The sequence below is a fragment of the Microbacterium esteraromaticum genome (assembly GCF_900163815.1).
Taxonomy (GTDB): domain Bacteria; phylum Actinomycetota; class Actinomycetes; order Actinomycetales; family Microbacteriaceae; genus Microbacterium; species Microbacterium esteraromaticum_B.
In genome coordinates this window covers 53,566-79,180 of the sequence record NZ_FUKO01000022.1, presented here as the reverse complement: position 1 = coordinate 79,180, position 25,615 = coordinate 53,566, and the positions used below count along the sequence as shown (strand labels likewise).

At 68.6% G+C, this 25,615-nt stretch carries 20 protein-coding genes and 1 pseudogene; 10 read left to right on the top strand and 11 right to left on the bottom strand.

Features of this window, described 5'->3' with window-relative positions; genetic code table 11:
• Nucleotides 1-3: 3 nt before the first annotated feature.
• Nucleotides 4-2,379, bottom strand: coding sequence for an FAD-dependent oxidoreductase (locus FM104_RS09720; protein ID WP_087131890.1), 2,376 nt, complete (start codon nucleotides 2,377-2,379; stop codon nucleotides 4-6).
• A gap of 167 nt (nucleotides 2,380-2,546) precedes the next feature.
• Here FM104_RS09720 and FM104_RS09715 point away from each other — a divergent pair, with 167 nt between their 5' ends.
• The 3 genes from FM104_RS09715 to FM104_RS09705 are packed head-to-tail and all read left to right on the top strand — an operon-like array spanning nucleotide 2,547 to nucleotide 3,864.
• Entirely contained in the window at nucleotides 2,547-2,786 is a 240-nt protein-coding gene (locus FM104_RS09715) for a Sec-independent protein translocase subunit TatA/TatB (protein ID WP_087131888.1), read from the top strand.
• Nucleotides 2,787-2,789: 3 nt separating this feature from the next.
• On the top strand, nucleotides 2,790-3,557 hold the full coding sequence (gene tatC / locus FM104_RS09710; RefSeq protein ID WP_256971600.1) for a twin-arginine translocase subunit TatC: 768 nt from the start codon (nucleotides 2,790-2,792) through the stop codon (nucleotides 3,555-3,557).
• 31 nt (nucleotides 3,558-3,588) lie between these two features.
• Complete coding sequence (locus FM104_RS09705) at nucleotides 3,589-3,864, top strand: twin-arginine translocase TatA/TatE family subunit (protein ID WP_087131885.1); 276 nt, start codon at nucleotides 3,589-3,591, stop codon at nucleotides 3,862-3,864.
• A gap of 32 nt (nucleotides 3,865-3,896) precedes the next feature.
• Here FM104_RS09705 and iolB read toward each other — a convergent pair whose 3' ends face one another.
• The 4 genes from iolB to iolC are packed head-to-tail and all read right to left on the bottom strand — an operon-like array spanning nucleotide 3,897 to nucleotide 8,358.
• Nucleotides 3,897-4,838, bottom strand: a complete 942-nt coding sequence (iolB, locus tag FM104_RS09700; RefSeq protein ID WP_087131882.1) for a 5-deoxy-glucuronate isomerase — start codon at nucleotides 4,836-4,838, stop codon at nucleotides 3,897-3,899.
• A gap of 37 nt (nucleotides 4,839-4,875) precedes the next feature.
• Complete coding sequence (locus FM104_RS09695) at nucleotides 4,876-6,432, bottom strand: CoA-acylating methylmalonate-semialdehyde dehydrogenase (protein ID WP_087131879.1); 1,557 nt, start codon at nucleotides 6,430-6,432, stop codon at nucleotides 4,876-4,878.
• A 25-nt stretch (nucleotides 6,433-6,457) separates the two neighbouring features.
• Entirely contained in the window at nucleotides 6,458-7,372 is a 915-nt protein-coding gene (locus FM104_RS09690) for a Cgl0159 family (beta/alpha)8-fold protein (protein WP_218778569.1), read from the bottom strand.
• Nucleotides 7,369-8,358 carry a 5-dehydro-2-deoxygluconokinase gene (gene iolC / locus FM104_RS09685; protein ID WP_087131876.1) on the bottom strand — a complete coding sequence of 330 codons (990 nt, stop codon included), beginning with the start codon at nucleotides 8,356-8,358 and terminating at the stop codon, nucleotides 7,369-7,371. Before iolC ends, FM104_RS09690 begins: the two co-directional genes overlap by 4 nt.
• Before the next feature lie 170 nt (nucleotides 8,359-8,528).
• On the opposite strand from iolC, the gene FM104_RS09680 reads away from it, so the two are divergent.
• Entirely contained in the window at nucleotides 8,529-9,287 is a 759-nt protein-coding gene (locus tag FM104_RS09680; protein ID WP_087131873.1) for a GntR family transcriptional regulator, read from the top strand.
• Between the two features lie 65 nt (nucleotides 9,288-9,352).
• Here the strand turns inward: FM104_RS09680 and FM104_RS09675 are convergent, their stop codons facing one another.
• Nucleotides 9,353-10,429: an IS110 family transposase gene (locus FM104_RS09675; protein ID WP_087131870.1), complete on the bottom strand. Its 1,077-nt coding sequence runs from the start codon at nucleotides 10,427-10,429 to the stop codon at nucleotides 9,353-9,355.
• A gap of 277 nt (nucleotides 10,430-10,706) precedes the next feature.
• Between FM104_RS09675 and FM104_RS09670 the strand changes: the two genes are divergently transcribed.
• Both FM104_RS09670 and mobF read left to right on the top strand, forming a co-directional pair.
• A protein-coding gene (locus FM104_RS09670; RefSeq protein ID WP_373407847.1) for an IS5 family transposase occupies nucleotides 10,707-11,562 on the top strand; the annotation gives its coding sequence in 2 pieces (ribosomal slippage) (nucleotides 10,707-11,011 and nucleotides 11,010-11,562; 858 coding nt in all).
• A 194-nt stretch (nucleotides 11,563-11,756) separates the two neighbouring features.
• Nucleotides 11,757-15,185 (top strand): MobF family relaxase, encoded by a 3,429-nt coding sequence (gene mobF / locus FM104_RS09665; RefSeq protein WP_256971599.1) that lies wholly within the window; start codon nucleotides 11,757-11,759, stop codon nucleotides 15,183-15,185.
• A gap of 15 nt (nucleotides 15,186-15,200) precedes the next feature.
• On the opposite strand, the gene FM104_RS09660 is transcribed toward mobF, so the two are convergent.
• The 3 genes from FM104_RS09660 to FM104_RS16755 form a co-directional block, all read right to left on the bottom strand.
• Nucleotides 15,201-15,800 carry a class I SAM-dependent methyltransferase gene (locus FM104_RS09660; RefSeq protein ID WP_087131865.1) on the bottom strand — a complete coding sequence of 200 codons (600 nt, stop codon included), beginning with the start codon at nucleotides 15,798-15,800 and terminating at the stop codon, nucleotides 15,201-15,203.
• A 13-nt stretch (nucleotides 15,801-15,813) separates the two neighbouring features.
• Nucleotides 15,814-17,124, bottom strand: coding sequence for a Fic family protein (locus FM104_RS09655; protein WP_087131863.1), 1,311 nt, complete (start codon nucleotides 17,122-17,124; stop codon nucleotides 15,814-15,816).
• Nucleotides 17,125-17,202: 78 nt separating this feature from the next.
• Entirely contained in the window at nucleotides 17,203-17,328 is a 126-nt protein-coding gene (locus FM104_RS16755) for a hypothetical protein (protein WP_256971598.1), read from the bottom strand.
• 182 nt (nucleotides 17,329-17,510) lie between these two features.
• On the opposite strand from FM104_RS16755, the gene FM104_RS09650 reads away from it, so the two are divergent.
• The 4 genes and pseudogenes from FM104_RS09650 to FM104_RS09635 form a co-directional block, all read left to right on the top strand.
• Nucleotides 17,511-18,095: a helix-turn-helix domain-containing protein gene (locus tag FM104_RS09650; protein ID WP_087131860.1), complete on the top strand. Its 585-nt coding sequence runs from the start codon at nucleotides 17,511-17,513 to the stop codon at nucleotides 18,093-18,095.
• Nucleotides 18,096-18,123: 28 nt separating this feature from the next.
• Complete coding sequence (locus tag FM104_RS09645) at nucleotides 18,124-19,407, top strand: tyrosine-type recombinase/integrase (RefSeq protein WP_179206753.1); 1,284 nt, start codon at nucleotides 18,124-18,126, stop codon at nucleotides 19,405-19,407.
• 506 nt (nucleotides 19,408-19,913) lie between these two features.
• Nucleotides 19,914-21,479, top strand: coding sequence for an IS21 family transposase (gene istA / locus FM104_RS09640; protein ID WP_087131854.1), 1,566 nt, complete (start codon nucleotides 19,914-19,916; stop codon nucleotides 21,477-21,479).
• Nucleotides 21,476-21,988: pseudogene (locus FM104_RS09635) on the top strand (ATP-binding protein); the annotation flags it as partial. The gene istA and the pseudogene FM104_RS09635, both read left to right, overlap by 4 nt.
• Before the next feature lie 68 nt (nucleotides 21,989-22,056).
• On the opposite strand, the gene FM104_RS09630 reads toward FM104_RS09635, so the two are convergent.
• Nucleotides 22,057-23,802: a hypothetical protein gene (locus FM104_RS09630; protein ID WP_087131851.1), complete on the bottom strand. Its 1,746-nt coding sequence runs from the start codon at nucleotides 23,800-23,802 to the stop codon at nucleotides 22,057-22,059.
• Nucleotides 23,803-23,896: 94 nt separating this feature from the next.
• Complete coding sequence (locus tag FM104_RS09625) at nucleotides 23,897-25,579, bottom strand: PAS domain-containing protein (RefSeq protein ID WP_179206752.1); 1,683 nt, start codon at nucleotides 25,577-25,579, stop codon at nucleotides 23,897-23,899.
• Between the last annotated feature and the right edge of the window lie 36 nt (nucleotides 25,580-25,615).

Below are 25,615 nucleotides of genomic sequence, written 5' to 3'. Positions count from 1 at the left end.
TTCTCATCTGTACGCCGGCAGGGTGCAGACGGCGGACGCGTATGCGCGGATCTCGTAGACGGATGCCGAGGGGTCGCCGTTGGTCTCGGTGACCACGAGGCGGATCCTGTCGGTCCTGGTCTCGGGCAGGTCGTGCACGACGCGGTTGGTGTAGTTGTCGCGCTCGCGCGCGAGCTCCACCCACCCGTCTCCGTCCCACGCCTCGATCGTGTACGCCTTCGCTGTCTGCGGATCGCGGAAGAGCGGGGGCTCGCCGTGGTACTCGCGCAGCAGGTGCCCCGCGAAGGTGATCTGCACCTGGCTGAGCTCGACGGGGGCGTCCCAGGCCAGCTCCACCCACTGCGGCAGCGCGGCCTGCGGATCGGAGCGCCACACGTTCGTGGACGAGGTGGGACGGGTGACGCCGGACAGCACGTTCGACGGGCCGTAGGGGGCCAGCGGCGGCTCCACGGAGAAGCTGAACGTCGATCCACCGCCGAAGCGGCGCAGACGCTTCTCTGCGACCTCATAGCCGCCGACCTGGCCAGGCAGCACCGCATCGGACAGCTTCCATTCGACGTCCGCCGCGGCCCCGAGGTGCAGGCGGACATAGCCGCCCGCGGGGAGCTCGGCCGCGGTGAGCCCCACCGGCCACGTCGCCCATCTCTCGCCGGGCTCGACCGTCAGCGTTCCGGACCGCAGCGGCGCCCCGGGCTCCAGCCGGTAGTCCCAGATGCCGTCTACGGCATATATCGTCGCCTCGATCTCGCGCGCCTGGCCGGACGTGTTGTCGAGCAGCACGGACAGCGTCTCGATCGAGGGGGTGTCACCGACCGCGATCCACTGGGCCAGCCCCTGCTCGAGGCGACCGGATGCCGGGTAGACGGGGTGCCCCTGCGACCAGTGGCCGAGCCCTCCGAGGTTGTCCTCCGTGTCGACGTCGATGCTCGAGACCCGCTGCTCGCTGGACGCCGACACGCGGGCGGTGCGCGCCAGGTCGAGAGGGTCGGCGTTGCGGACGTTCGGCAGGAAGCAGCCGTCGCGCAGCAGCGTCTGCTGCAGGCGCTCGATCTCGCTGAGATCGCCGGCACGGGTCGCCCCGCGCTCGGTGAGGATCGCGGCATGGGTGCCGACGGCCTGGCCCATCGTGGCGACGGTGCCCATCACGCGCAAGGAGCCCAGCGCCGCGTGCGTGGAGCTGACGACTCGTCCGGCGAACAGCAGGTTGTCGATCTCACGACTCACGAGGGCGCGCAGCGGGATGCCGTACGGGCCGACGTACTTCGACACGCCCGGCTTCTCGGCGAGCTCCTCGACAGCGGCCTCTTCTTCGGCAGCGTCGTCGTACGCCTCCGTGAAGAGTCCGCTCGTGACGGGCTCGGCGACCTCGGCGTACAGCCCGCCCGGAGTGTGCAGGTCGACGTACCAGCCCCCGAAGGCCACCTCGTCATCGAACGGCTTCTCGCCGCGCAGATGGTGCTCGGTCAGGAAGACCTCGCCGAGCAGGCGACGGCTCTCCCGCTTGCCCGGCACCTGCCCCACCCAGTCCAGCGCGAGGTTGCGGGACTTCTCCGACCAATACGGGTCCTTGTTCTTCAGGAAGTCCCAGATCCCCAGCACCTGACGGGTGAGCTCATGCCGGATGGCCTCGTTGTCGTAGATCGTGTTCCACGGCGGTCCGATCTCGATGAACCAGTACCCGCTCGCGACGGTCTGGATGAGGCGGCCTCCGGAGCGGAAGAACTCCGGGTCGTCGTAGCTGACCGCCCACTCGGGGGGCGTGAACTCGACCGGACGCCCTGTGTCGACCGTCTTGAAGTGCAGCGAGTTGCCCATGGTCAGCTCCGAGGCGGAGTCCGGAGCACTCGGCTCGTCGTATTCGGAAGCCGCCTCGATCCCATGGTAGGAAGTGACGCCCGCGAGGTCGCCGACCACTCCGTCCCCGGTGCAGTCGATGACATACCGTCCGCGGATCCGGAGGATCGTCTCGGCGTTGAGCGTGCGCGCGATCACCGTGGTGATCCGACCGTCGGTGACCTCGACGTCCTCCACCGGCGTGTTCAGGTGCAGGGTCAGGTTCTCGGTCCGCATGGCCATGTCGTAGAGCGTCAGGTCCCAGACGCTGTTGGTCCAGCCGTTCTCCTCGATCACCGCGTGGTTGACCGCACGCTCCTCGATGAGCGCCTCGGAGATGATGCCCGTCTCCCGCGCGTACGGGTGCACGGCCGCCGCACCGTGCACGGTCACGCGGACCTCTGACGAGGAGTTCCCTCCCAGCACCGGCCTGTCATGGACGAGAGCCGTTCGTGCTCCGTGACGCGCGGATGCCAGCGCCGCCGAGAACCCGGCCAGCCCTCCCCCGCATACCACGACGTCGTATTCTTCCTCGACCACACGCATTATCGCGACCTTTCTGACGGCACCATCGCCTGACGAATTCGTCCGACGCCATTGTCCAATTTGGACCGGTCCGATTATAGTAGGCAGAGACGCCAGCAAGTGTCAAGGATGAGGGAGCAGCGAAGTGGCCTTCCTCCCCCGCCGAACCACAACACAAAGGAGTAGTCGTGCTCGGAAACCTCAATGGATGGCATGCGCTCATCCTCCTCGCCGTCGTCCTGCTTCTCTTCGGGGCGGCCAAGCTCCCCGCGCTCGCACGAAGCGTCGGCCAGTCCGTCAAGATCCTCCGCAAGGAGTCCAGCGGCGACGCCATCGATCCCGAGCCGTCCGCGGCCGCGTCGGCGCCCGGTCCTCGGGCCGGCACCCAGGCGGAGAGAGCACCTCAGCTGAACTCGCCCCGAGAGTGACCCATGGCCAGCGCACCCACGCCGACGAGGGTGTTGACGCTGCAGAGCCACCTCCGCGAGCTCCGCCGACGCATCCTGCTGATCTGCCTCGCACTCGTGATCGGCTTCGTCATCGGCTTCCTGCTCAGCGACCCCCTGTGGGCCGCGATCCAGGCGCCAATCCAGAAGATCGGCGAGAAGCACTCGCAGCTCGCGAGCGTCAACTTCCCGACCATCTCCGCGGCCTTCGATCTGCGCATCCAGCTCGCGATCACCCTCGCCGTCATCATCACCGCACCCTTCTGGCTGTATCAGCTGCTGGCGTTCGTCGTGCCCGGTCTCCTGACCCGTGAACGCCGCTATCTCTTCGCCTTCCTCGGCGTCGCCGTCCCGCTGTTCCTCGCCGGCTGCTTCGCGGGGTGGTGGGTGACGCCGCACATCGTCGAGGTCATGCTCGGCTTCGTGCCGAGCAACAGCAGTGCGCTGATCGATGCGAAGACGCTGTTCGAGTTCGTCCTGAAGCTGATGCTCGCCATCGGGGTGGCGTTCGTCCTGCCGGTGTTCCTCGTGATCCTCAACATGATCGGCCTCCTGAGCGGAGCCTCGATACTGCGGTCCTGGCGGTGGCGATCGTCGCCATCACCGCCTTCACCGCCCTCGCGACCCCCGCCGCCGACGTCCTGTCCATGTTCCTGCTCGCGATCCCGCTGTGCCTGCTGTTCTTCGCGGCGTGCGGGATCGCCCTGCTCCACGACCGCAGGGCGGCGAAGGCGTCCGAGGTCGTGGGCATGACAGGAGGGGCATAGTCGTGTTGGGGCTCTCGATGGACAAGATACTCATGCTCGCCGTGGTCGCCGGTCTGCTGCTCGGGCCGGAGACGCTGCCCAAAGCGGCCCACTATCTCGGAGTGGGCCTTCGAAAGCTCCGCGCGTTCGCCGACGAGTCGACCACGCGACTGCGGAGCGAGGCCGGACCGACGATCGACGAGGTGGACTGGAGAAAGCTGGACCCGCGCCAGTACGATCCCCGACGGATCATTCGCGAGGCGCTCCTCGACGATGCCGACCCGCCCGTCGCGAAGCCCGATCGGGGACTGTAGCAGCACCGTCTCCCGGCGGCTGCGCCCGGTATTCAGGCGCGGACGCCGACCCCGTCGTCCTGCTGTCCCCGATCGCGCTCCGCGGCGAAGGGAAGCCGTGGATCGAGCGCCTGATCGTCCCAGCTGGCGCGGACCCAGGCATGAGCGGGATCGTCGCTGATGAGCCAGGCGCGCTCCGCGTCCGGGCCCGCCATGACGTTGAGGTAGTAGAGGTCGTAGCCGGGGGCGGCGACAGCGGGACCGTGGTAGCCGTACGGCACCAGGGCGATGTCGCCGGTGCGGACCATCGCGGTGATGTCGATCTCGCCGGCCGACGACGAGTAGGCGCCGAACATCCCGAACGCCGCTTCGGCCGATGCGTCCGATCCCCTCACCGGAGCGGCCTCGAAGTAGTAGATCTCCTCGAGACGGGACTCGTGGCCAGGCACGGACTCGTCGTGCTTGTGCGGCGGGTAGGACGACCAGTTCTCGGCGGGGGTGAGGACCTCGCACACGATGAGCCGCGAGGCGTCGAGAACCTGCGGTGTGCCGAAGTTGTGCACCTGGCGACTCGACGCGCCCCTGCCCCGCAGCTCGACGGGGATGTCGGACGCCGCCATGTACCGCCACGGGCGCCGCTCGGTCGTGGGCGCCTCCGTCACGGCGACGCGGCCGCGGCCGCGGATCTCGGCGGTCGTGCCGGTCGGCAGGTAGAGCACGTCGGTGGGCCCGGCGAACACGGATGCCCGGCCGTGCAGACGCATCTCCTCCTCCCCGGAGGGGTGACGGTGGGTGACGGTGAAGGAGCCGTCGAGGGGTACGACGATCCGTTCGACGTGGCTCGTGGTCAGCGCGAGCACATCACCGTCGCCCACGATGCCTATGCGGATGCCGGTGTGCTCCCAGCCGGGGGTCGTCGCATCGACGACGCTCTCCCAGCCGTCGCGGGCGAGCTCTGCACGCCTGTGGAACCAGCCCGGCTGCGTGGCGGTCATCGACGACTCCTCATGTCGGGGAGGGCGGGGGACGCGGTCAGTCGTTCTGGGGGAAGCCGAGGTCGATGCCGCCGTGCGTGGCGGGATCGAGCCATCGGCTGGTGACCGCCTTCTCACGGGTGAAGAAGTCGAAGCCGTGCACGCCGTACGCCTTCGCGTCACCGAACAGCGACTTCTTCCACCCGCCGAAGGAGTGGTACGCGACCGGAACGGGGATCGGCACGTTGATGCCGATCATTCCGACCTGCACCTCGTGCTGGAACCGCCGCGCCGCGCTGCCATCGTTCGTGAAGATCGCGGTGCCGTTGCCGAACTCGCCCGAGTTGATGAGGTCGACTCCCTCCTGGAACGTCGCGACCCGCACGATCGAGAGAACCGGGCCGAAGATCTCATCCCGATAGGCGCGCGACGACGTCGGGATGGCGTCGATGAGGGTCGGCCCGAAGAAGAAGCCCCCCTCATGCCCCTCGGAGACGAAGCCGCGTCCGTCCACGACGATCGTCGCGCCGTCCGCCTCGGCGAGGTCGACGTAGGACGAGACCCTGTCCCGGTGCTCCGCGGTGATCAGCGGCCCCATGTCGGGCTCGCCCCGCTCGTCGCCCGCGCCGTCGCCGATGCGGAGCCCGGCGATCCGCTCACGGATCTTGACGATGAGGTCGTCGGCGACGGGCTCCACCGCGAGGACGACCGAGATGGCCATGCAGCGCTCCCCCGCGGCACCGTACCCGGCGTTGATCGCCTGATCGGCGACCAGGTCGAGGTCGGCATCGGGCAGCACCAGCATGTGGTTCTTCGCACCGCCCAGCGCCTGGACGCGCTTTCCGTTGCGGGACGCCGTCTCGTAGATGTACTGCGCGATCGGAGTCGACCCGACGAAGGAGATCGACTGCACGACCGGGGAGTCCAGCAGACCGTCAACGGCGAGCTTGTCCCCCTGCAGAACCGTGAAGACGCCGTCCGGAAGCCCCGCTTCCTTCCACAGCCGCGCGAGCCACAGCGCCGCCGACGGATCCTTCTCGGACGGCTTCAACACCACGGCGTTGCCGGCCGCGATCGCGATGGGGAAGAACCACATCGGCACCATCGCGGGAAAGTTGAAAGGGCTGATGATCGCCACCACGCCCAGCGGCTGTTTGAGCGAGTACACGTCGATCCCGGTGGAGACGTTCTCCGAGTACGCGCCCTTGACGAGGTGCGGGAACCCGGTGGCGAGCTCTACGACCTCCTGGCCGCGCAGGATCTCTCCCATCGCGTCGGAGAGCACCTTGCCGTGCTCGAAGGTGATGATCTCGGCCAGCTCGCGCCCGCGGGCGTTCAGCAGCTCGCGGAAGGCGAAGAGCACTGTCTGACGCTTCGCGGAGGAGTATCGGCTCCATACCTCGAAGCCTCTCTGCGCGGAGGCGATCGCCGCGTCGATCTCGGCCTGATCCGCGAGGCCGACGACCGCCGACGCCTTTCCGGTCGCGGGGTTGAAGATCGGTGCGGTGCGGCCGCTCGTCGACGGACGTTCGACGCCGTCGATCCAGTGCGAGACGACGGGGAGGTCCGTCGAAGACGTGTCGTCGGATGTCGTGGCGGTGTCGGTGGGGGTCATGGGTGTTCCCTGCAATCTCTGCGATTCAGAAGGCTGCCGGCACGATCGCCGGATGGACGAGAGCCGCGGCCGTGTCGACCGCGGCGACGACGTCGTCGCCGGGCGGGTAGAGCAGCGTGCGCCCGACGGTGAGTCCGCGAACCCCCGGCAGTGCGAGGGCATCGCGCCAGGAGGCGAAGGTCTCGTCGAGCGGTGCGCCGCTGTCGCCTCCGAGGAGGAGGACCGGCGTGGTGGTGGCCGCCAGGACGCGCTCCATGTCCGCCACCACGGGCAGCTTGATCCACGTGTAGGCGCTGCTGTCCCCGAGGCCGGCGGCGATGGCCACGGAGCGGATGACGGCGTCCGTCGACAGATCGTTGACGATGCGACCGTCGATCCATTCGCTCATGAAGGGCTCGAGAAGGATCGGGAGCCGTGCCGCGGCGGCCTGAGTGACGGCGTCGGCCGTGGCCGACAGCGTGGGCGCCGTCGCCGCGTCGCCGAGGTTGATGCGGACGAGGGTCTTGGCGAGGTCGACACCGGCCGCGAGCATGGCGGGCACGCTGTAGCCGGTGTAGCGGTCGTCCATCTCGAACGTCGCGTCGCGCAGGCCGCCGCGGTTCATCGACCCGACGACGATCTTGTCGTCGAGGAGGCCGAGGGCTGCGAGGTCGTCGATGATGTCGGGGGTGCCGAGCACGCCGTCGACACCCGGACGGGCCAGCGCGATCGCAAGGCGGTCGAGCAGGTCGTGCCGATCGGCCATGGCGGTCGGGTTCCCGCCGACGGCGAGCGCTCCTCGCGCGGGGTGGTCGGCGGCGACGATGAGCAGGCGCCCGTCGCCCCCCAGCAACGGCCGGCGGCGGCGTGACGCGAGACGGTCCGCGATGTCGGTCGGCTGGAAGGCGCGCAGATCGCGCAGCCGGGCGAAGTCCTCTTCGGTGAGGATGGAGGCGCTCACGAGCCGGATCCTGTCTCCATGAAGGCGGACACCTCCGCCTCGTCGGGCATGGCGACCGAGCATCCGAGCCGAGACGCGACGATGGCTCCCGCGATGTTGGCGAAACGGATGAGGCGCGCGAGCTCCCAGCCCGAGAGCAGCCCGTGACACAGCGCGCCTCCGAAGGCGTCACCGGCGCCGAGGCCGTTGACGACGTCCACGAGATGCGGGGGCACCTCGACGGACTCGTCTGCGGTCTTGGCCAGGACCCCCTTCGGTCCCTGCTTGACGATCACGAGCGATACGCCCCGCTCGAGAAGCGCATCGGCGGCGCGGACCGGATCGCTCTCGCCCACGGCGACACGGCATTCCTCGCCGTTGCCGACGGCGACCGTCGCATGCTCCAGCGCCCGACCCATGGCGGCGCTCGCCTCGGTGGGATCCGCCCAGAACATCGGTCGGTAGTCGAGGTCGAAGATCGTGTGCGTCCTACGGGCGCGCGCCTCGAGCGCGACCATGTGCGCCGCACGGCTCGGCTCCTGCGAGAGGCCGGTGGCCGTGAACCAGAAGATGCCGGCCGAACGGACAGCCTCGAGGTCGATCTCTGCGGGCCCGACCTCGAGGTCGGGCGCCTTGGGCTCACGGTAGAAGTAGAGCGGGAAGTCGTCCGGGGGGAAGATCTCGCAGAAGGTGAGAGGGGTCTTCAGCGCCGGATCCGTCCCGACGAAGCGGTTGTCGACACCGAACCGGTCGAGTTCGCGCAGAAGGAAACGACCGAACGGGTCGTCCCCCACCCGAGACACGAGCGCGGTGCGCCGGCCGTGTCGCGCGGCAGCGACCGCGACGTTGGCGGCGCTGCCGCCGAGGTACTTGCCGAACGTCTCGACGTCCTCGAGCCCGACTCCCGTCTGAAGCGGGTAGACGTCGACGCCGAGGCGGCCGATCGCCAGCACGTCGAGGCCCGCATCGCCCTTCACGGACTCCGCCGTGTGGCTCTCTCTCACCATTGCAGGACTCCCCCGGGCTCGACTAATGTCCTAACAATAGCACAATAAGGTCGGCGACTCGACCTCGTCGGGACACGACCCTGCCTGCGCATGACATCGGCGGCTCGAGATGCCATTGTTAGGACATCAGGAGCTGCCGCGGGCCTCGCCCGCACCGACGAGGAGGAACAATGGCCGACGAAGCCGTCTGGCCGGATGGACTCTTCGCAGACCTCGACCGCACAGGCCCCGTCCCCCTGTACTTCCAGGTCTCCAGCCGGCTCGAGGAGGCCATCCGTTCCGGGGGCATCCCGCCCGGGGCGCGTCTCGAGAACGAGATCGCATTCGGCCACCGCCTCAAGCTGTCCCGGCCCACCGTGCGCCGCGCGATCCAGGAGCTCGTCGACAAGGGGCTGCTGGTGCGCCGGCGCGGCATCGGAACCCAGGTCGTACAGGGCCCGGTCACGCGGCCGGTCGAACTCACAAGCCTCTACGAGGATCTCCAGAACGCGCAGCACGAACCGGGCACACGGGTTCTGACGCATGAGAAGCGTGCCGCCGACGAGCAGGTGGCGCAGAACCTCGGAGTGCCGCCGGGCAGCGACATCCTCTACATCCGGCGCCAGCGCTCCACCGACGGCGTGCCCGTTGCGATCCTCGAGAACTTCCTGCCCGACGAGTTCTCCGACATCACGCCGGAGCAACTGCAGGAGCAGGGCCTGTACCAGACCCTGCGGGGGCGCGGCGTCACGATCCGCATCGCGAACCAGCGGATCGGAGCGCGCAGGGCGCGCGACGACGAAGGGGAACTGCTCGGCATCGACCACGACGGCCCGGTCCTCACCATGGAGCGCATTGCGTTCGACGACTCCGGCCGCGTGATCGAGTACGGCCAGCACTGCTACCGCCCCGATATGTACAGCTTCGAGACGACGCTCGTCGCGAAGTAGCGCGCCGGGGCACCAGCGCGGGTGCGAGAAAGCGTTACGTGCGCGCTTCCGAACGGATGAAAGTTTCAAAGACTCTTCGATATGTCAGGCCAGGCCGGTGGGTTGGCGTGTGCGGCGTTGAGGGTGCGGTAGACCTTGCGGGCGAGGTACCGACGCAGACATCGCTGGATCTCTTTGCTCGTGCGGCCCTCGGCGCGGCGTTTCTCGACGTACTTCCGTGTCTCGGGGTCTTGGCCCATGCGGACGATCACGGCCATGTAGAGCGCGGAGTTGAGCTGCCGGTCCCCGCCCCGGTTGAGGCCATGCCGAACCGTGTCCCCACTGGACGCGGGGATCGGGGCGGTGCCCGCGAGGTGCGCGAACGCGGCCTCGGAACGGACGCGCCCGGCGTGTGACCAGGCAGCGTAGATGACGGCGGCGTTGACCGGACCGATCCCCGTGATCGGCAACAACGTAGCGGCGAGACTCTTCACCACGAGAGCTTCCAAGCCGTTCTTGTTCTCGCGCAGCTCCCCATCCGGGGTGGTGATACGTTTGGCGAGACGAGCAGCCTCCGCGCGCGCGACGCTGAGGGACAGCTCTTCCTTCCGAGTCCGCCACGTAGCGACCTCGGTGATCTGATGCCCGGCCAGCGCCCGGCGCGCATCGATACCAAGGTCATAGGTCCGCAGATGCGCAGTGAGCGCATTCGCCCACGAATTCCGCTCGGTACTCATATGGCGACGCGCGGCCAGCAGCACCCGCAGCGCCGACCGGGCACCGTCACCAGCTCGCAGGACACGTAGACGCGTCTGGTGCACGGGGAGGACGGCGGCGGCGATCCGTTTGGCGTCCAGCGGGTCGGACTTTCCCAGGCCCCGGTTTGCACGGGCGTTCATCCGGGGTGCTTCCGCGACCTGGTAGCCGCTGTCAGCGACCAGCGCGGTAAGGCGCGCACCATAGATCACCCACAGGGCATCGGCCTCGCCTCCGGTGCGGCGTCCGGCCCACGCGATCGCGCGGTGCAGGCCCGCGTCAGTGGTCGGGAACTGTTCGGATTCGACCAGCTCCCCGGTCGGGGTCTTGAGGATCGCGAGGGTATGGGTGCGGGCGTGGGTGTCCACGCCGATGACGAATGAGCGCGAGTGCGCGACGATGGTCACAGCGGTCGGTTCCTTCCAGATTCGATGGTTCGATACCGGCCGCTACGGCCGGTGCGAGCCTGGGAGGAAATCACCTCGGGGCAATTCTTTGATGAGCCACACCCCACAGGGATGGGCAGTCTTCGTATCAAGTCTCCGGAGTGGGCCAGGATCGCACCGGCCGCCACCACTCGCCCGAACAAGTCACTAGGGCGTGTTGATCAAGTTGATTTGTCTTCGTGTGGGTGAGTCTTGAAGGGTGGCGCGACAGGAGATTTCTGATGAGGTGTGGTCTGTGATGGAGCCGTTGATGCCGATCGTGTCGGGTCGGTCGCGGCCGTGGACGGATCACCGGCTTGCTGTGGAGGGCATGGCGTGGAAGTACCGCACTGGTGCGCCGTGGCGGGACGTGCCGGAGCGGTTCGGGAAGTGGAACTCGATCTACAAGCGCTTCAACCGATGGGCTGAGGATGGCACCTGGGAGAAGCTGCTCGCTGAGTTGCAGAAACAGGCTGACTCGCTGGGAAAGGTCGACTGGGTCGTCTCGATCGATTCCACGATCGCGCGGGTGCATCAGCACGGCGCGACCCTGCCCCGGGACACAGGGGGCTGTGTCGAATCACAAGGATCCGTGGGTCGAGCCGCCTGATCATGCGATCGGCCGTTCTCGTGGCGGGTTGACGACGAAGCTGCATCTGGCAGCGGATGGCCGCGGTAGACCGCTGGGCATGGTGATCACCGGTGGGAACGTGAACGACACCACCATGATGACCGCCGTGCTCGATGACATCCGGGTCCCGCGCGCAGGCAAGGGCAGACCCCGCACCCGACCCGACCGGGTTCTCGCGGACAAGGGTTACCCCTCCAAGGCGAACCGGGCGTGGCTGCGCGCCCGCGGGATCGCCGCCACGATTCCCGAACGCGACGACCAGATCGCCCACCGTCTCAAGCATCCCGGCCGGCTGATCGATTTCGGGCACGAGCAGAAGATCCGCTACAAGGGCCGCAACGTCGTCGAGCGGTGCTTCAACCGACTCAAGCAGTGGCGCGGCATCGCGATGCGTTCAGACAAGCTCGCCCGCAACTACCGCGCGGGCATCTGCCTCGCAGCCGCGCTGATCTGGATCAAGACCGACTTGATCAACACGCCCTAGCAAGACAGTCCCGCAGGACGACAAATGAACGTCGAGCCACGAACGAGCACCGAGCGGCCGATCACCACCCTGGCGGCTGGTCCCAGACCAGCCGCCTCCCGCTTCTTCAAAGAATGGACGTATGCTACCGTGGTAGATACGTGCAACACCGTAGTAGAAACTACTCGCGGGAGGTGATTCCAGTGAAGGGCGGCGTGATCTTATTCCGGGGCTCCGGCACGGATGCGCGCCGTTACCTGGAGTCGGATCGCTTCCGCGCTGACGACTATTACCTGGAGGGTGGCACTGCACTGGCCGAGTTCACCGCGGTCGACGCGCGCGGTGAGGTGATCGGGGGACTCGGGCTGACCGCCGACGAGTACGCGCAGTGGGTGGACTGGATCAACCCGCTTACGGGTGAGTCAATGGGTAAGCCACGTCTGCCCGGCGAGGGGCGGCGCGGCAGTCCGCGGTTCGCAGAGATGGTTGTGAACGTCCCCAAGTCCCTCTCGATCGCAGCCGCCTTGCATCCGGAGGTGTCCGAAGCGCTGGATGCCGCGCAGCGTGACGCGGTGGCCGAGATTCGGTCGTGGCTCGGCCAGCACTCGGTCACACGCGTCGGGCCGCGAGGCAAGCAGGAAGTCGTGCCCATCGAACAGCTCGAAACGGTGGCCGTCTCACACAAGACCAGCAGGGCAGGTGATCCGCACCGGCACATCCACTTCCAGATCGGCACCCGGGTCTGGGCGGTCGGCGCGTGGCGCGGACTGGATACCGGGGCGCTGTTCCGACAGCAGGGCGCGATCCGGGCGCTGGGCACCGCCGTCATCGCCGCGCACCCCCAGCTCGCCGCCGTGCTGGACGCGCATGGCCTCACCCTTGATCCGGTACCAGGCGAAGCAGCGGAACTGGAGCCGTGGAACACGGTGATGTCGAAGCGCGGCGCGCAGGTGGCACGCAACCTCGCGCTGTTCGAGGCCGAGTGGGAGGCTGCGCATCCTGGTCAGGAGGCGGGGCCGGTGGTGCGGTCGCGCTTGTTGGCGAAGGCGTGGGATCACGAGCGCCCGAGCAAGAAGCCATTGCAGCTCGGCTCGGAAGCCGGATGGTTGCGGGAGTTGCAGGATGCCGGATACACCCCGAACCTGCCGCGAGCCGCAGCCCCCGCGAGGGTTGCGCTGGACAAGTTGCAGGTGCAGCAGGTCGCCTCGCGTGCGCTGGATCGTTGCGCGGCGGCTGCGTCGGCGTGGACGGTGCATGACGTGCAGGAGCAGGTGGCGCGCATCGTCACCGAGGCCGGTGTGCGCGCCGGTCCTGACAAGCTGCGCGAGTTCATCACTATCACGACGCGGCTTGCCGCTGACGATTGCCTCTCGATCCTCCCGCCGGATGCGCCGCGGCCGGAGCATGTGGCGCACCTCACGACGTTGCACGTCGTCGCCGTAGAAACGGAACTGCGCGACCGGCTCGCCGCACGCGCCACCCGGTCGGTCAGCGGTGCAACCCCCGAGGTTGATGCGCCGGGGCTGGATGCCGACCAGGTCCGCGCCGCCGCCGCAATCGCCGGTACCGCACCACTGGTCGTCGTGGAGGGCGCGGCCGGTGCGGGCAAGACCACCATGCTCAGAACGGCGATCGAGGCGGCGGTCGCTGAGGGTCGGCGCACGCGGGTTGTGACGCCGACGAAGAAAGCCGCGGACGTGGCTGCGCAGGAACTCGGCGTACCAACCGACAGTGTGGCAAAGCTCGTCCACGAGCACGGCTGGCGCTGGAACCGAGACGGCATATGGACCCGCCTCGCACCCGGTGACACCGACCCCGAGAACGGCAGCACTTACACCGGCCCCTCGCCCTCTGCGCGACTCGCCCGCGGCGAGCGAATCGTGGTGGACGAGGCCGGGATGCTCGACCAGGACACCGCCCTCGCGCTGCTGACCGTCGCGGACGAGCAGGGCGCAACCCTTGCCTTCGTGGGCGACCGGGCGCAACTCCCCGCGGTCGGGCGCGGCGGCGTGCTCGATATGGCTGCGCAACTCGCACCGCACGTCTACGACATGACGACCGTGCATCGCTTCGCCGATCCCAAGTACGCGGCGCTGACGGTGCAGATGCGCCGGGGCGAGCATCCAGCGCTGCTGTTCGACCGGCTGCACGCGCTCGGCTTGGTCGTGCTGCACGAGGACTCCGAGGCGATGCGCGAGACGATCGCCCGCGATGCCCGCGATGCCCGCGACGGGGACGCGATCACGACGGCAACGAACGATGAGGCACGCGAGCTTAACGAGCGCATCCGTCACGAGCGTGTATGTGCCGGTCTGGTCGACGATCACCGTACGACGACCGGCAGTGACGGCCTGAGCATCGGTGCCGGCGATGTGATCCAGACCCGACAGAACGACTCCGACGTTCAGGTGACGAACCGGCAGACCTGGACCGTGCAGAACGTCGGGCAGGACGGGTCTGTGTGGGCGAAGGAGAACGGCACCGGCCGGAGGCGGCAGCGGACCGCGCGCCTGCCCTCCGAGTACGTCACCGAGCACACGCATCTCGCCTACGCCTCCACCGCCTACGGGGTGCAGGGCGCGACCATGCCCGCCTCTCACACGGTCCTCTCCGACGCGCTGGACGCCTCCGGGGTCTACGTCGGCATGACCCGTGGCCAGGAGACGAACCGGCTGCACATCGTCGCGGCCGACGTAGACGATGCGCGGGACCAGTTCGTCGCCGCGCTCGAGCGCGAACGCGCGGACCGCGGCCTGGTCGCCGCGACCATGGCCGCCCGCGAGTCTGTCGCCGGTCTCTCCGCCGATGGGCCGGTACGCCTTGTGAACGCTGAACGCGTCCGCCTGACGGAGCAGATCGAGCGCGCCGAACGTGCGACTGTCTGGTGGAAGCAGGCAGCGGGCGCGCTGGGTCGGCAGTTGCGGGAGGAGCAGGCGGAGGCCGATCAACTGGAGGCGATCGTCACCGCAGCAGAAGCGACCGCCGCACAGATGCGGGCTCAGGTTGCCGTGCCGTTGATCGAGCAGGCCACCGCAGACGCCACCGCTCGCCTCACCGCACGAGAGCGGTTGTGGGCGGCATCGACCGCACATGACACCGCTCGGCGACTCGGCAAGCGTCGCTTCGCCCGCGCGGTTGCTGCCGCCAACTTAGAGCACGACATGGTTGAGGCAGCAGGGCGGGCACGCTGGCGTTCGCTGCCTGAGACACCGGCTGGGGTCGAGGCATGGGCCACATCCGTAGCGCGCCGCGAGGCTGACACCGACCCTCGCGTGACCATGGCGCGGGAGCGAGCAGCGGAGGCTCGGCAGGATCAGCAGCGGCTCGTCGCCCGGCAGATGCAGGAGCGCGCGGACCTCCGCCGTCAGGTTTTCGGCGACCGTAAGCCGAGCGATCCCCGCGCGCAGGCGACCCGCTGGCAGGAACGCGCTGAGACCGCCCGCCGTGACCTCGCCGCGATCGAGGCCCTGCCACCCCTTGAGGCGGCGCAGCTCATCCGCACCCGAGCCGCCCAGGCTCAGGCGGCGCGCGAAACTGCCGAGCGCGCTCTGGCCGAACGGAGGGCGCGCGCCGCACAGCTCGAGGTCACCCCTCGTACGCGCGGCCACGGGCCGACCCCGCCCAGTCGAGGACTTGGGCTGTAGTTGAGCTTGTGTCGTCTACTCGAGCTTCGTCCAGGTCAGGGTGTAGCGGTACCAGAATCGGCGGCGGACCCGTCTGCCTGGCAGTACCGTCCGGGAGAGGCGTCTGATCTCGGCGAGTGATTCCGAGGGGCGTGCGACGGTCATGCCGGGATAGCCCGATTCGCCGCGGAGCGTGCTCAGCAACCGGATGGGAATCACTTGTACCCCGGACACGATCCAGTCCCAGGCCGTCTTGTTCGCTGACAAGCCGACGATGCACAGACGGCCACCCGGCTTGAGTTTCGCTTTCATCTGTTCGAGAGCGGCGACCAGGGGCATGTGGTGGAGCGTGGCGACGCAGGTGATGAGGTCGAAGGTTCGCCCATCCGGGTCCGGCACGGTCAGGAATGAGCCGAGGACGACCTGAGCGTTTGGCGTCTCGCTCAGGCGTCGGCGCGCTTGGTCGATCGCGGCGGGATCAGGGTCCAGGCCGATCACCCTCGTGGCTTTCGCTGCGAGCTTCTCGATCAGGAGGCCGTCTCCGCAGCCGATGTCGAGCACATCCCCTCCCGATGGCGGGACTGCGTCCAGCAGTTCCGCGTGGTAGGCGGTGTTGTGGTTCCAGTAATCCGCCATCGGTCTCGTCACCTCACAACCCGGGGGCGTCGCGTCGCGTGGTGGACGCCTGACGTCGTGCGCCGAACTGGCTCACGTCGGGCAGCGCGGGCCCGAGTCGCGGTTTACGCCCCTGGGTGTCCCCACCGCCGACGCCGTTGCTGCGCTCGGTGAGCGCGACGAGGGCGAGGTGGCGGTCGGCGGTCCAGCAGCCCAGGCGGCCGCGCTGATCCTTCGTGCGCCCGAGGATGCCCGCCTCTGCCAGCTCGGTCAGTGCCCGGTGCGCTGCGGCTGGTGAGACGGCGAGGCGTGTGCTGACGGATTCGGCGGTGAGCACCGGATCGGAGGCGAGCGTGTCGAGGATGCGCAGCACGACGGCATCCCGCCGCGGCACGGCGGGGTTCAGACCCCGGTCATGACGGAAGGCGACGAGCCGGTCGGACACGTCCCGGTCGAGATCTGCGATGTCCTCCGCGAGCCTCACGGCGTGCCCGGCAGCCTTCTCCGCGGCCTGCGCGAATCCGATCACCCACTCATCCAGCGCGGGCGGATCGGCACGGTATCCGGTGAGCCCCGCAATGTAGGCGTCGGTGTCGCCGGCAAAAACGGTACTGATCGGGATGAGCGCGTGCCGCAACGCGTCGGCGCGGCGCAGCACGGTGTGGATGAGGGCGCGCCCGGTACGGCCGTTGCCGTCGATGAACGGGTGGATCGTCTCGAACTGCGCATGTGCGATCGCCGCGCGCACCACCGGATTCCCGGCAGTGTCGGTGACGAAACGGGCGACGTCCGCCACGAGGCGGGGCACCACGGTCTCCGGCGGCGGCACGAACGCCGCACGCAACGGCGACCAGCCCGGCCCTCCGACCCAGTTCTGCTCCCGCCGCAGCCCACGCTCCAGCCTCGGCTCGATGACGTGCTGGAGGTCCACGATGTCGGAGGTCTCGATGGTGCGTGTATGGTCGGCCAGCTCAGCGATAGCTGACTCGGTCGCGCGTACGTTCGCCACAACGTCGAGCGCCTGACGCGGTCCCTGGTGCAGCAGCTCGGCGATCGCGAGGCGTTTGGGCGTGACCCGGTTGCCCTCGATCCACGAGGACGAGATGGACTCCGAACGGATCAGGAGGTGGTTCAGGTAGCGGCCGCGCACTCCGATCCGCTCATCCGCGCGGGCAAGGACAGACAGTGCGTCCTCCGCCGCGCCCTGCGCCTCGGCGCCAAGCGTCGGGAGGCTATCGCCCAGTTCGTCGGGCACGTAGGCGAGGTAGCGGCCGGGCGCGCGATCCTTGCGGCTCAGACCGCCCGCATCCTCGGGATGCCACAGACGCTCAACGTACGCACCCATCACAGCCTCCCTTCCGTCGTCACTATTTCTACTTTAGATGTACTAGCCGAGAAATAGCAGCGGTCGAGCCAAGGTTAGTCAGTCGGCCGTCGTGTCGTCGGCGAACAAGCTCAGGAACTTCTCCCGCGGAATCACGACGCGGCGGCCGAGCTTGACGGAGGGTGCCGTCCTCGATGCCGACCGTGATGGTGCGGGGATCGACACCGAGGGCTTGTGCGGCTTCCTGGCGGGTGATGACGAGGCTGCGCCGACGTCGGAGGTCGTCGATATCAAGGGTGCTCTGCCGCATGATCGCACCATCCGTTCTTTGCCGCGCGCGAGGAGGGTGCGTTCAACGGTAGAAGCCTGCGCTTGCGTTGTCAAGTACCGCGCTGTACGTTCGTTCTATGGAAACAGAGCGGGTGAGGGGTAACCCTCCGGGAATCACGAACACGCACGTCGCGGCGAACATTCGCGCCGCCCGGCAGGCGATCGGTATGGACTTGCGCACCATGTCTGATGCGCTCGGGGCTGCGGGGCGGAAGTTGTCGCCGTCGGGGATCAGTAAGTTGGAGAACGGGGATCGCCGTGTGGACGTGGACGACCTCACCGTGATCGCGTACCTGCTGCGCACCAGTCCCGCTGCCCTCCTGACGCCTCCGGACGAGCAGACCACGCTGACGGGAGTGCCGGAGTCGTTCCTGCCCGAGGAGGTCGAGAAGTGGGCGCGTGGGGAACTCACCCTCACCAGTGACGGGTTGTTGGCGTACTGGCAGCAGGAATGGGTGGTATGCCTGAACCGCATCCAGTACTTCGAGAGCGCGCTGAAGCATGGCAGCCCGAGCCAGGCCAGCCACGACGACTACACCAAGCGGCTCGCGGACTTGCAGGAACGCCAACGACTCATCCGCGAGCGTGGCGTGCAGATCGACCCGACCGGGCGCGTGTTCGACGCCGCCGACTACGCGGGCCGCTTCGACCCCGCCGAGTAGCCCGACACCGCAGAGAGGAGCCGGCATCATGGCATCACGCACAACGCCGCCAGAGCGCGCGGACGGTGACGGCGACGTGTCGCAGAAGGCGCATCGCCCGCGCACTCGACGTCGTGGGCGCGGGTCGATCCAGTCGTACCCGACCGCCGAGGGGAAGCGGTGGCGGTATCAGATCTGGGTGCCGGTCGACCCGGAGCAGCCCGACCTTGGGGAGAAGAAGTTCAGCCGGGGCGGGTTCGCGACCGCCGCCGATGCGGACGCTGCGTTGCAGGACGCGCTCAAGCAGCGGGATCAGCAGGAGAAGTTCGGAGGGAAGGTGCCCACCCTCGGCGTCTACGCCGACGCCTGGGTGGAAGGACTCAAACTCGCGGACTCCAGCATCGCCGGGTACAAGAAGATCATCCGCAACCACCTCCGCCCACAGCTCGGGCACTACCCGCTCGACAAGCTCACCCCCACACGGATCGCCCGCCACTACCGCGACCTCGAACAGCACGGCCGCAAAGACGAGCAGGACAAGGGCGGGCCACTGTCGGCCAACACCGTCCACAAAGCTCACGTCGTGCTCGGCGCGATCCTCGACGCCGCAATCGAGGACGGGCACATCGCCACCAACCCCGCGAAACGGAAGGCGGCGAAAGCGCCGACCACGAACCAGATGCGCGCCGAGAAGCCCGAGCTGGTCACCTGGACAGCCGATCAGCTCGCCGCGCTCCTCGCCTGGGATCGCGACGAGAAGCAGGACGAGCTGTTCGCCCTGTGGTGGGTGATCGCGAACACCGGGATGCGACGCAGCGAAGCCCTCGCGCTCAAGTGGAACGACCTGAACACCATAACCTCACAGATCAGCATCCGCCGCGCGATCAACACCGAGGACTGGACGAAGACGAAGACCACCAAGACCGGCAACGCCCGCGTCATCGACATCGACGCCGCAACCGTGAAAGTGCTCGCCTCCTACAAGGTCGCCCGCGCCGAACTGTCCTTCGGGCTGGCGAAGACCGATGCTTACATCTTCGGAGACGACGACGGGCAGCCCCGCTCGCCCGACGCCATGACGAGCCGCTGGGACCGCCGCCTCAAGTGGGCGGCGAAGGTCAAGAAGTTCGAGCACCTGCCCCGCGTCACCCTCAAGGGCCTGCGGCACACGCACGCGACAATCCTCATGGAACTCGGCATACCACCCAAGGTCGTGCAAGAACGCCTCGGGCACTCCACCATCACCACGACGATGAACATCTACAGCCACGTCACCCCGACGCTGCAGAAGAACGCCGTCGAACAGTTCGCCAGCCGCCTCGCCGGAACCTGAACCCCGCGATGGGGCGAACGACGGCGCTTGCCCCATATCTCGCCCCATGACAGCATGGTAGCCCCTCACCTGGATCATAAAATCCCTGGTGAGGGGCTACTTTCGTTCTGTGCGCGAGGGGGGACTTGAACTGACCTCGACCCCCTCGCGCCGCGAATCTCGACCGAGCGTTCTGCCGCATAAAATCAACGATCTGTGGCATGTGACCTGTGGATAACTTCACCGCGATACGCCGAGCTACAGGTTGCTTAGCACTTCCGTTAGCACTTTTGCCGCTGCCGCTGGCCTCACCTACCGCGTCGGCTACTCACCCAGCTCGAAGCTTTTGTCGGTAGTGCAACTAACTGAGTATTCGCTTCTCTGAGCGCCACCGGTATCGCGGTTGAGCGCCACGTGCTGGCCGTCGTGATCGTGTCGTTGAGCGCCATCGATTATTCGGGTTCGGCGCCACCTTTCTAGGCTCCTTCTGCCGCGTGGCCAATCACGCGGCAGAAGGAGTAGTTCGGATGGTACGCAGGATCAGGGCGAAGCTGGTGCTCCGGCTTCGCGGGGAAGGGCTCACGGGTCGGCAGATCGCGGCGCAGGGCATGTCTCGGCACTCGGTGACGGCGGTGCTTGACGCCGCCGACCGGGCGGGGATCGGCTGGGACGACGTTGCCGGTCTCGAGGAAGCGGAGGTGTATGCGCGGCTGTTCCCCGGGCGCGGTGAGCATGAGAGCGTGCACGCGCAGCCGGACTGGGACAGGGTGCATCGGGAGCTTGCCCGTGTCGGGGTGACGTTGAAGCTGCTGCATGGCGAGTATCTCGACGCTTGCCGCGGCAAGGGGGAGACGGCGATGGGGTACGACCGGTTCTGCAAGACCTACCAGCGGCACGTGCTGGTGATCGGCGCGGCGTCGCGGGTCGGTCACAAGGCGGGGCAGACCGTCGAGGTCGACTGGTCCGGGAAGACGATGGCCCTGACCGACCCAGTCACCGGCGCCATGACGAGGGTCTACTTGTTCGTGGGGACGCTGCCGTTCTCCCGCTACTCGTTCGTCGAACCGGCCCTGGACATGCGGCAGGACACCTGGCTGCGTGCCAACGCGGCGATGTTCGACTGGTTCGGCGGGAGCGTCCCTCGGATCGTCCCGGACAACTTGAAGGCGGGTGTGATCTCCCATCCTGCGGAGGGTGAGGTCGTGCTCAACGACGCGTATCGGGAGCTCGCGGCGCATTACTCCGCTGCGGTGTTGCCCGGGCGGGTGCGCAAGCCGAAGGACAAGGCGAGCGTCGAGGGCACGGTCGGGAACGTCGCCACCTCGGTGATCGCCGCCCTCCGCGACCGCACCTTCGCGACGCTGCCGGAGTTGCGGGCCGCAGTTTACGAGCGGGTCGTTGCTTACAACGCGGAGCCGTTTCAGAAGCGCGCCGGCTCCCGGCGAACGGTGTTCGAGGCGGAGGAGAAGCCGCTGCTGCGGCCACTGCCGGCGGTTGCGTTCGAGATCTCCCGATGGTTCTACAGTCGGCGGGTTCAGCGCAACGGGCACGTGGTGTTCGAGCGCAACTTCTACTCCGTCCCCTACGCGAACATCGGCCGTTCCGTCGACCTGCGTGTCACGGACACCACCATCGAGGTGTTCGCCGGCGATCAGCGCCTCACCAGCCATCTCCTCGCCCCGGTCGGGGTGATCAACGAGTATCGCACCCATGACAGCGACTTGCCCGACGGGCCCCGCTACCGGCAATGGGACCCCGACCGGGTCCGCGAATGGGCGGGGCGGATCGGCGAGAACACCACCACGATCGTGAACCGAATCTTCGAGTCGGTCCCCGTCGACGAGCAGGGGCTTGACGCCGCGTTGGCAGTGCTGCGGATGACGCGCCGCTACTCCGCGGCACGGGTCGAAGCGGCCGCCGGCATCGCGCTTCAGTCGAGGGTGAGATCGCCGCGCTACGCGCATCTGCGGCCGATCCTGGAATCGAACCAGGACCAGACCGGCAGGCGGCTGCCGAGGTTCGAGCCGACCGCCTGGGACGAGCCGGCCGGCTACGTCCGCGGCGCCGACTACTACGCGGGAGACGCCCGATGAGCCGGATCGACACTGAGACGAAGCGGAAGCTGCGGGAGATGGGCGTGGCCGCGCTGGTCGACGCGTTCGACATCCAGGACGACACGCTCACGTTGGGGATGGTGTTCGAAGAGCGGGTCAAGCTCGCCGTCGACGACGCGCACGCGACGTTCACCCATGCCAAGGTCGAAGGCCTCATCCGCCGCGCCGGGCTCCGCTACCCGAACGCGGACCTGCGGCGGGTCGATCTGCTCGAGCAGCGCGGACTCGATCGCGGGGTGATCGCGCAGCTCGGGACCTGCCAGTTCATCAGCAGGCAGATGAACGTCGTGTTCCAAGGCTTCACCGGCTCTGGGAAGTCCTACCTCGGGTCGGCGTTGGCGAAGCAGGCCTGCCAGCACCGCTACCGGGCGCACTACATCCGCATGCCCGACCTCGAAGAGACCTGGGCAGCCGCGAAGGACAAGCCGGCCGGTCGGGAGAAGTGGCTACGGAAGTACTCCACGTTCACGCTCCTGGTGATCGACGAATGCCGATCGGCCGGGGAAACCCGCGAGGCAGGTGGAGCGTCGACGTCCCGATCAGAGGACCAGCCCGATCAGAGGACCAGGAGGAAGCCGCCCCAGCCGGCGCTCGCCCCGACCGTCCCGTCGCCCGCGTACGACAGCCGGATGGTGTGCACACCGCGCGGCTGCGTGCCGACATCGATCGTGACCCGGCCGTCCACCAGCGTGCCGGTGTGCTCCTCGCCGGCGATCGTCACGCGCACCTCACCCGTGGGCGTGACCGCCGCTCCGGGGGCTCGGACCTGCACGGCGACGACGAAGGAGGTGTTGCGAGTGCCGATGAGCCGGTCCGGTGCGCCGAGCACGACGGACGCGACCGGGACGACGATGCCGGCGCTGCGCGCCGAGGCGCTCGCGGATCCGGCGGCTCCGGTCTTCATCGCCGTCACCTCGATCGATAGCGTCGCACCGCGGTCGGCGGGCCTGACCCGATAGGACGCAGCAGCCGCGCCGTCGACCGGGACGCCGTCGCGCAGCCACTGATAGGCGTAGCCCACCTCCCCCGCAGCGCCCGTCGAGGCATCCCACTCCCCCGGTGACGAGGTGAGGGTGCTCCCGATCCTCGGAGTCCCGGAGATCGTCGGCGGCGCCACCGGGACCGGTGCCACGACGCCCTCCTCCGCGGAGGTCGTCGTGGTGAACGCGCCCGCGGCGCGCTCGACGAGCCGCTCTCCGCCGTCGTCCTCCTCGATCACGGTGTAGACCCGGAAGGCGTACTCGGATCCGGGCAGCAGCGGATCCCAGTACGGGGTGCCGGGGTCGCCCATCTGCACGGTGTGCTCGCCGGGTCCGGTGCGCTCGGCGTACCAGTAGCCGTTCTCCCCCTCCGCCCTGACGCGGGTGTACCCCTCGTCGATCCCCGCCGGGACGTTGACGGTGATGTAGGCGAACTCGGCGTGCGGTTCGACGACGAAGGACCAGTCGCCGCCGTCGGTCGCCGGGGGCGCTGGCGTCCCCTCCGGAACCGGCCCGGACCCGCCTCGTGGAATGTGCTCCCACAGCTTCGCGGCGAGGAGGTCGCCGAACAGCTCGTCCAGCTCGTGCCCCTCGCCCGGGATCCAGTCGTGGCTGGTCTCGAAGCCCTCCGCCGCGTAGTACGCCTCGCCCTCCCGGGCGTACTCGAGGGCGTCGTAGCCCTCGTCGGAGTTCTCGGCCGTGTCCAGCTCCCCGGTGGCCCAGTGCAGGAAGAACGTGTCCTTGAGCCCCTCGTCCCAGGGCTGCTGCTGCGAGGTCTCCGGTGCGCCTCCGCCGCCGAAGACGATGGCGCTTCCGCCGTCGATCATTCCGGAGTGCTCCGGCAGGAAGTACTGCGTGGTGAACTGGGCGCCGCCCGAGAACCCGGCCATCACGATGTCGGAGGAGTCGATGTCGTACTCGTCCGTCAAATGCTCGATGAGATCCGCCATGTAGTCGGCGTTGTCCTCGCCGTCCTCCCACCAGGTCACCGTGCCGTCCGTGTCCGGAGAGAGCGCGGAGACCACGATGTACCCCTGGGCGTTCGCCAGCGCCTTGACGCCGTGCGGTCCGCCCATGACGTAGGGGGCACGGGGATGGGTGAACTCGTAGGCGCCGTCGCCATGGGTCCAGACGAGCAGCCCCGCCGGTCGCGGGACGCCGGCGGCGTACACGTGGTATTCGGAGCTCAGCCCGTTGCTCGCCGTAAATGGGACGTACTCCCGATCCTCCGCCGACGCGGCGGCCGCGGCAGGCGGGGTGAGCGCGGCGAGCCCGAGAGCCGCGGAGACGATGCCGGCCGTGAGTCGGATGCTGTTCCTCATCACACCGATGCTAGAAACGGCGCTCCGCCGGCCACACCGGCAACGTGTCGCATATTCGCTCCCCGGCCGACACGGCCTGTGAAATCCGAGCCGTCTACAGGGTGTAGGCCGCGTTCCGCTGCCGCAGCACGTCGAGGCTCTGCAGCGCCACCTGAGCGCGCAGTCGGGTGGACGGATCGTCCAGATCGGCCTCGAGCAGGGCCTCGATCCGCTCCAGCCGGTAGTACAGCGACCGGCGCTCGAGGTGCAGCATGCGCGCCGCCGTCGCCTTCTGTCCTCCGCTGTCCAGGTAGGCGCGCAGAGTGGGCAGCAGCGGGACCTTGCCGGTCGCATCGTGCTCGAGCAGCGGACCGAGCTCGTCCTCCACGAAGCGCCCGAGCTCGGGGCCGTCGCCGAGCCGGGCCAGCAGGTGCCGCAGCCCGAGATCCGCGCTGTGGTAGACGCCGCCGGCGCGAAGCGTGCGCGCGCCGTGCGCGGCCGCGTCCACCGCCTCGGTGAGCGCCCGCCGGAGCGCCTCCGCGGACCCCGGCCTGCTGACGCCCACCGAGATCGACCGCTGCAGCTCCTCCTGCACGGACGAGCGCAGCCGGGCCGCGAGGCGCCCGGCATCGGATCGCGCTCGCGCGTCCGACGAGAGCCCGACGATCGCCAGGCACACGGAGCCGACGACGGCCGCCATGCACGTCGTCCCCGCCTCGGCCGCGAGCCTGCGCAGCTGGTCCTGCACCGCTGTCAGCGCCCGCTCGGAGCCGGGGTCGCGGGCCCCCTGCGCCGCGGCCCGGTCCGCGACGAGCTCCACGGCGATGCCGAGCAGCACGGGACTCGCCAGGTCGCCGCCGAGCGTACGAGAACGGGCGACGGCGTCCTGGGCGCTCCATCGCCGGCCCTGCCGCAGGTCGGCGATGAACTCGCCCCGCGCCCGGTCCGCGAGAGCGGTGCGGTCGCGGTTGGACAGCAGCCACACCCCGATCGCGGCCGCCGCGCGATCGAGTGCGAGCAGGTCGATCTCGTCGGCGTCCTCCTCGGCGAGGAGGTGCAGCCTGCCCCACTCCTCGTCACGCAGTCGCACGGGCGCCCATGCGCACCCCGCGGCGGCCGACTCCGCGTGCACACGACGCGAATGGGTCTCCCAGGTGGTCAGCAGCGCGTTGCTGTCCAGTCCGGCCGTGGCGAACCCGACCAGCTGACGGGCGGCGTCGTCGAAGGCGACCGGGGCGCCGGCGATCGTCGCGAGCGCGTCGAGGATCGCCTGCAGGTCTCCGCCGGCGAGGAGCAGCTCGGTGAACCGCTGGCCAATCGCGGCGATCCGCTCCATGCTCTGCGCCTGCCGGGCGAGCAGCTCCTCGTTGCGCTTGCGTGCGGTGATGTCGAACATGATCCCCTGCACGAGGGCGGGATCGCCGTGCTCGTCGCGGATGACGCGGATGGTGTCGTGCAGCCAGACGATCTCGCCGTCCGGGCGGACGAAGCGGTACTCGTCGGCGTCCGTCGCCCCGTGCCTGAGCGCCCGCACGTAGTTTTCCTGGACGGCGTCCCTGTCCTCGGGGTGCACGTGCCGGGACCAGGTGTTGTCGTACCAGCCCTCCGGCGGCAGCCCGAGGATGTCCGTCGTCTGCGGGCTGACGAAGAGCGTCGGCGAGTGCTCCTCCGGCCCGTTGATGTAGAGGATCGCCGGGATCTCCTCGACCAGCGCGCGGTACATCTCCGCGAGCGGCGCGGCACCCCCGCCGATGCTCGCGAGGTCGGGAAGGGATCGAGGACCGGCGTGCTCCGTCATAGCGGCGTGTCTATCACGAGCGCGCACAGTGTGCAA

What these genes read in the sequence shown, in the direction of transcription:
- FM104_RS09655 (WP_087131863.1), bottom strand. Translation starts at nt 17,124, where the DNA reads ATGGGTGCGTACGTTGAGCGTCTGTGGCATCCCGAGGATGCGGGCGGT.
- tatC (WP_256971600.1), top strand. Translation starts at nt 2,790, where the DNA reads ATGGCCAGCGCACCCACGCCGACGAGGGTGTTGACGCTGCAGAGCCAC.
- FM104_RS09625 (WP_179206752.1), bottom strand. Translation starts at nt 25,579, where the DNA reads ATGACGGAGCACGCCGGTCCTCGATCCCTTCCCGACCTCGCGAGCATC.
- FM104_RS09705 (WP_087131885.1), top strand. Translation starts at nt 3,589, where the DNA reads ATGGACAAGATACTCATGCTCGCCGTGGTCGCCGGTCTGCTGCTCGGG.
- FM104_RS09630 (WP_087131851.1), bottom strand. Translation starts at nt 23,802, where the DNA reads ATGAGGAACAGCATCCGACTCACGGCCGGCATCGTCTCCGCGGCTCTC.
- iolB (WP_087131882.1), bottom strand. Translation starts at nt 4,838, where the DNA reads ATGACCGCCACGCAGCCGGGCTGGTTCCACAGGCGTGCAGAGCTCGCC.
- iolC (WP_087131876.1), bottom strand. Translation starts at nt 8,358, where the DNA reads ATGGTGAGAGAGAGCCACACGGCGGAGTCCGTGAAGGGCGATGCGGGC.
- FM104_RS09680 (WP_087131873.1), top strand. Translation starts at nt 8,529, where the DNA reads ATGGCCGACGAAGCCGTCTGGCCGGATGGACTCTTCGCAGACCTCGAC.
- istA (WP_087131854.1), top strand. Translation starts at nt 19,914, where the DNA reads ATGGTACGCAGGATCAGGGCGAAGCTGGTGCTCCGGCTTCGCGGGGAA.
- FM104_RS09695 (WP_087131879.1), bottom strand. Translation starts at nt 6,432, where the DNA reads ATGACCCCCACCGACACCGCCACGACATCCGACGACACGTCTTCGACG.
- FM104_RS09650 (WP_087131860.1), top strand. Translation starts at nt 17,511, where the DNA reads ATGGAAACAGAGCGGGTGAGGGGTAACCCTCCGGGAATCACGAACACG.
- FM104_RS09720 (WP_087131890.1), bottom strand. Translation starts at nt 2,379, where the DNA reads ATGCGTGTGGTCGAGGAAGAATACGACGTCGTGGTATGCGGGGGAGGG.
- FM104_RS09645 (WP_179206753.1), top strand. Translation starts at nt 18,124, where the DNA reads ATGGCATCACGCACAACGCCGCCAGAGCGCGCGGACGGTGACGGCGAC.
- FM104_RS09660 (WP_087131865.1), bottom strand. Translation starts at nt 15,800, where the DNA reads ATGGCGGATTACTGGAACCACAACACCGCCTACCACGCGGAACTGCTG.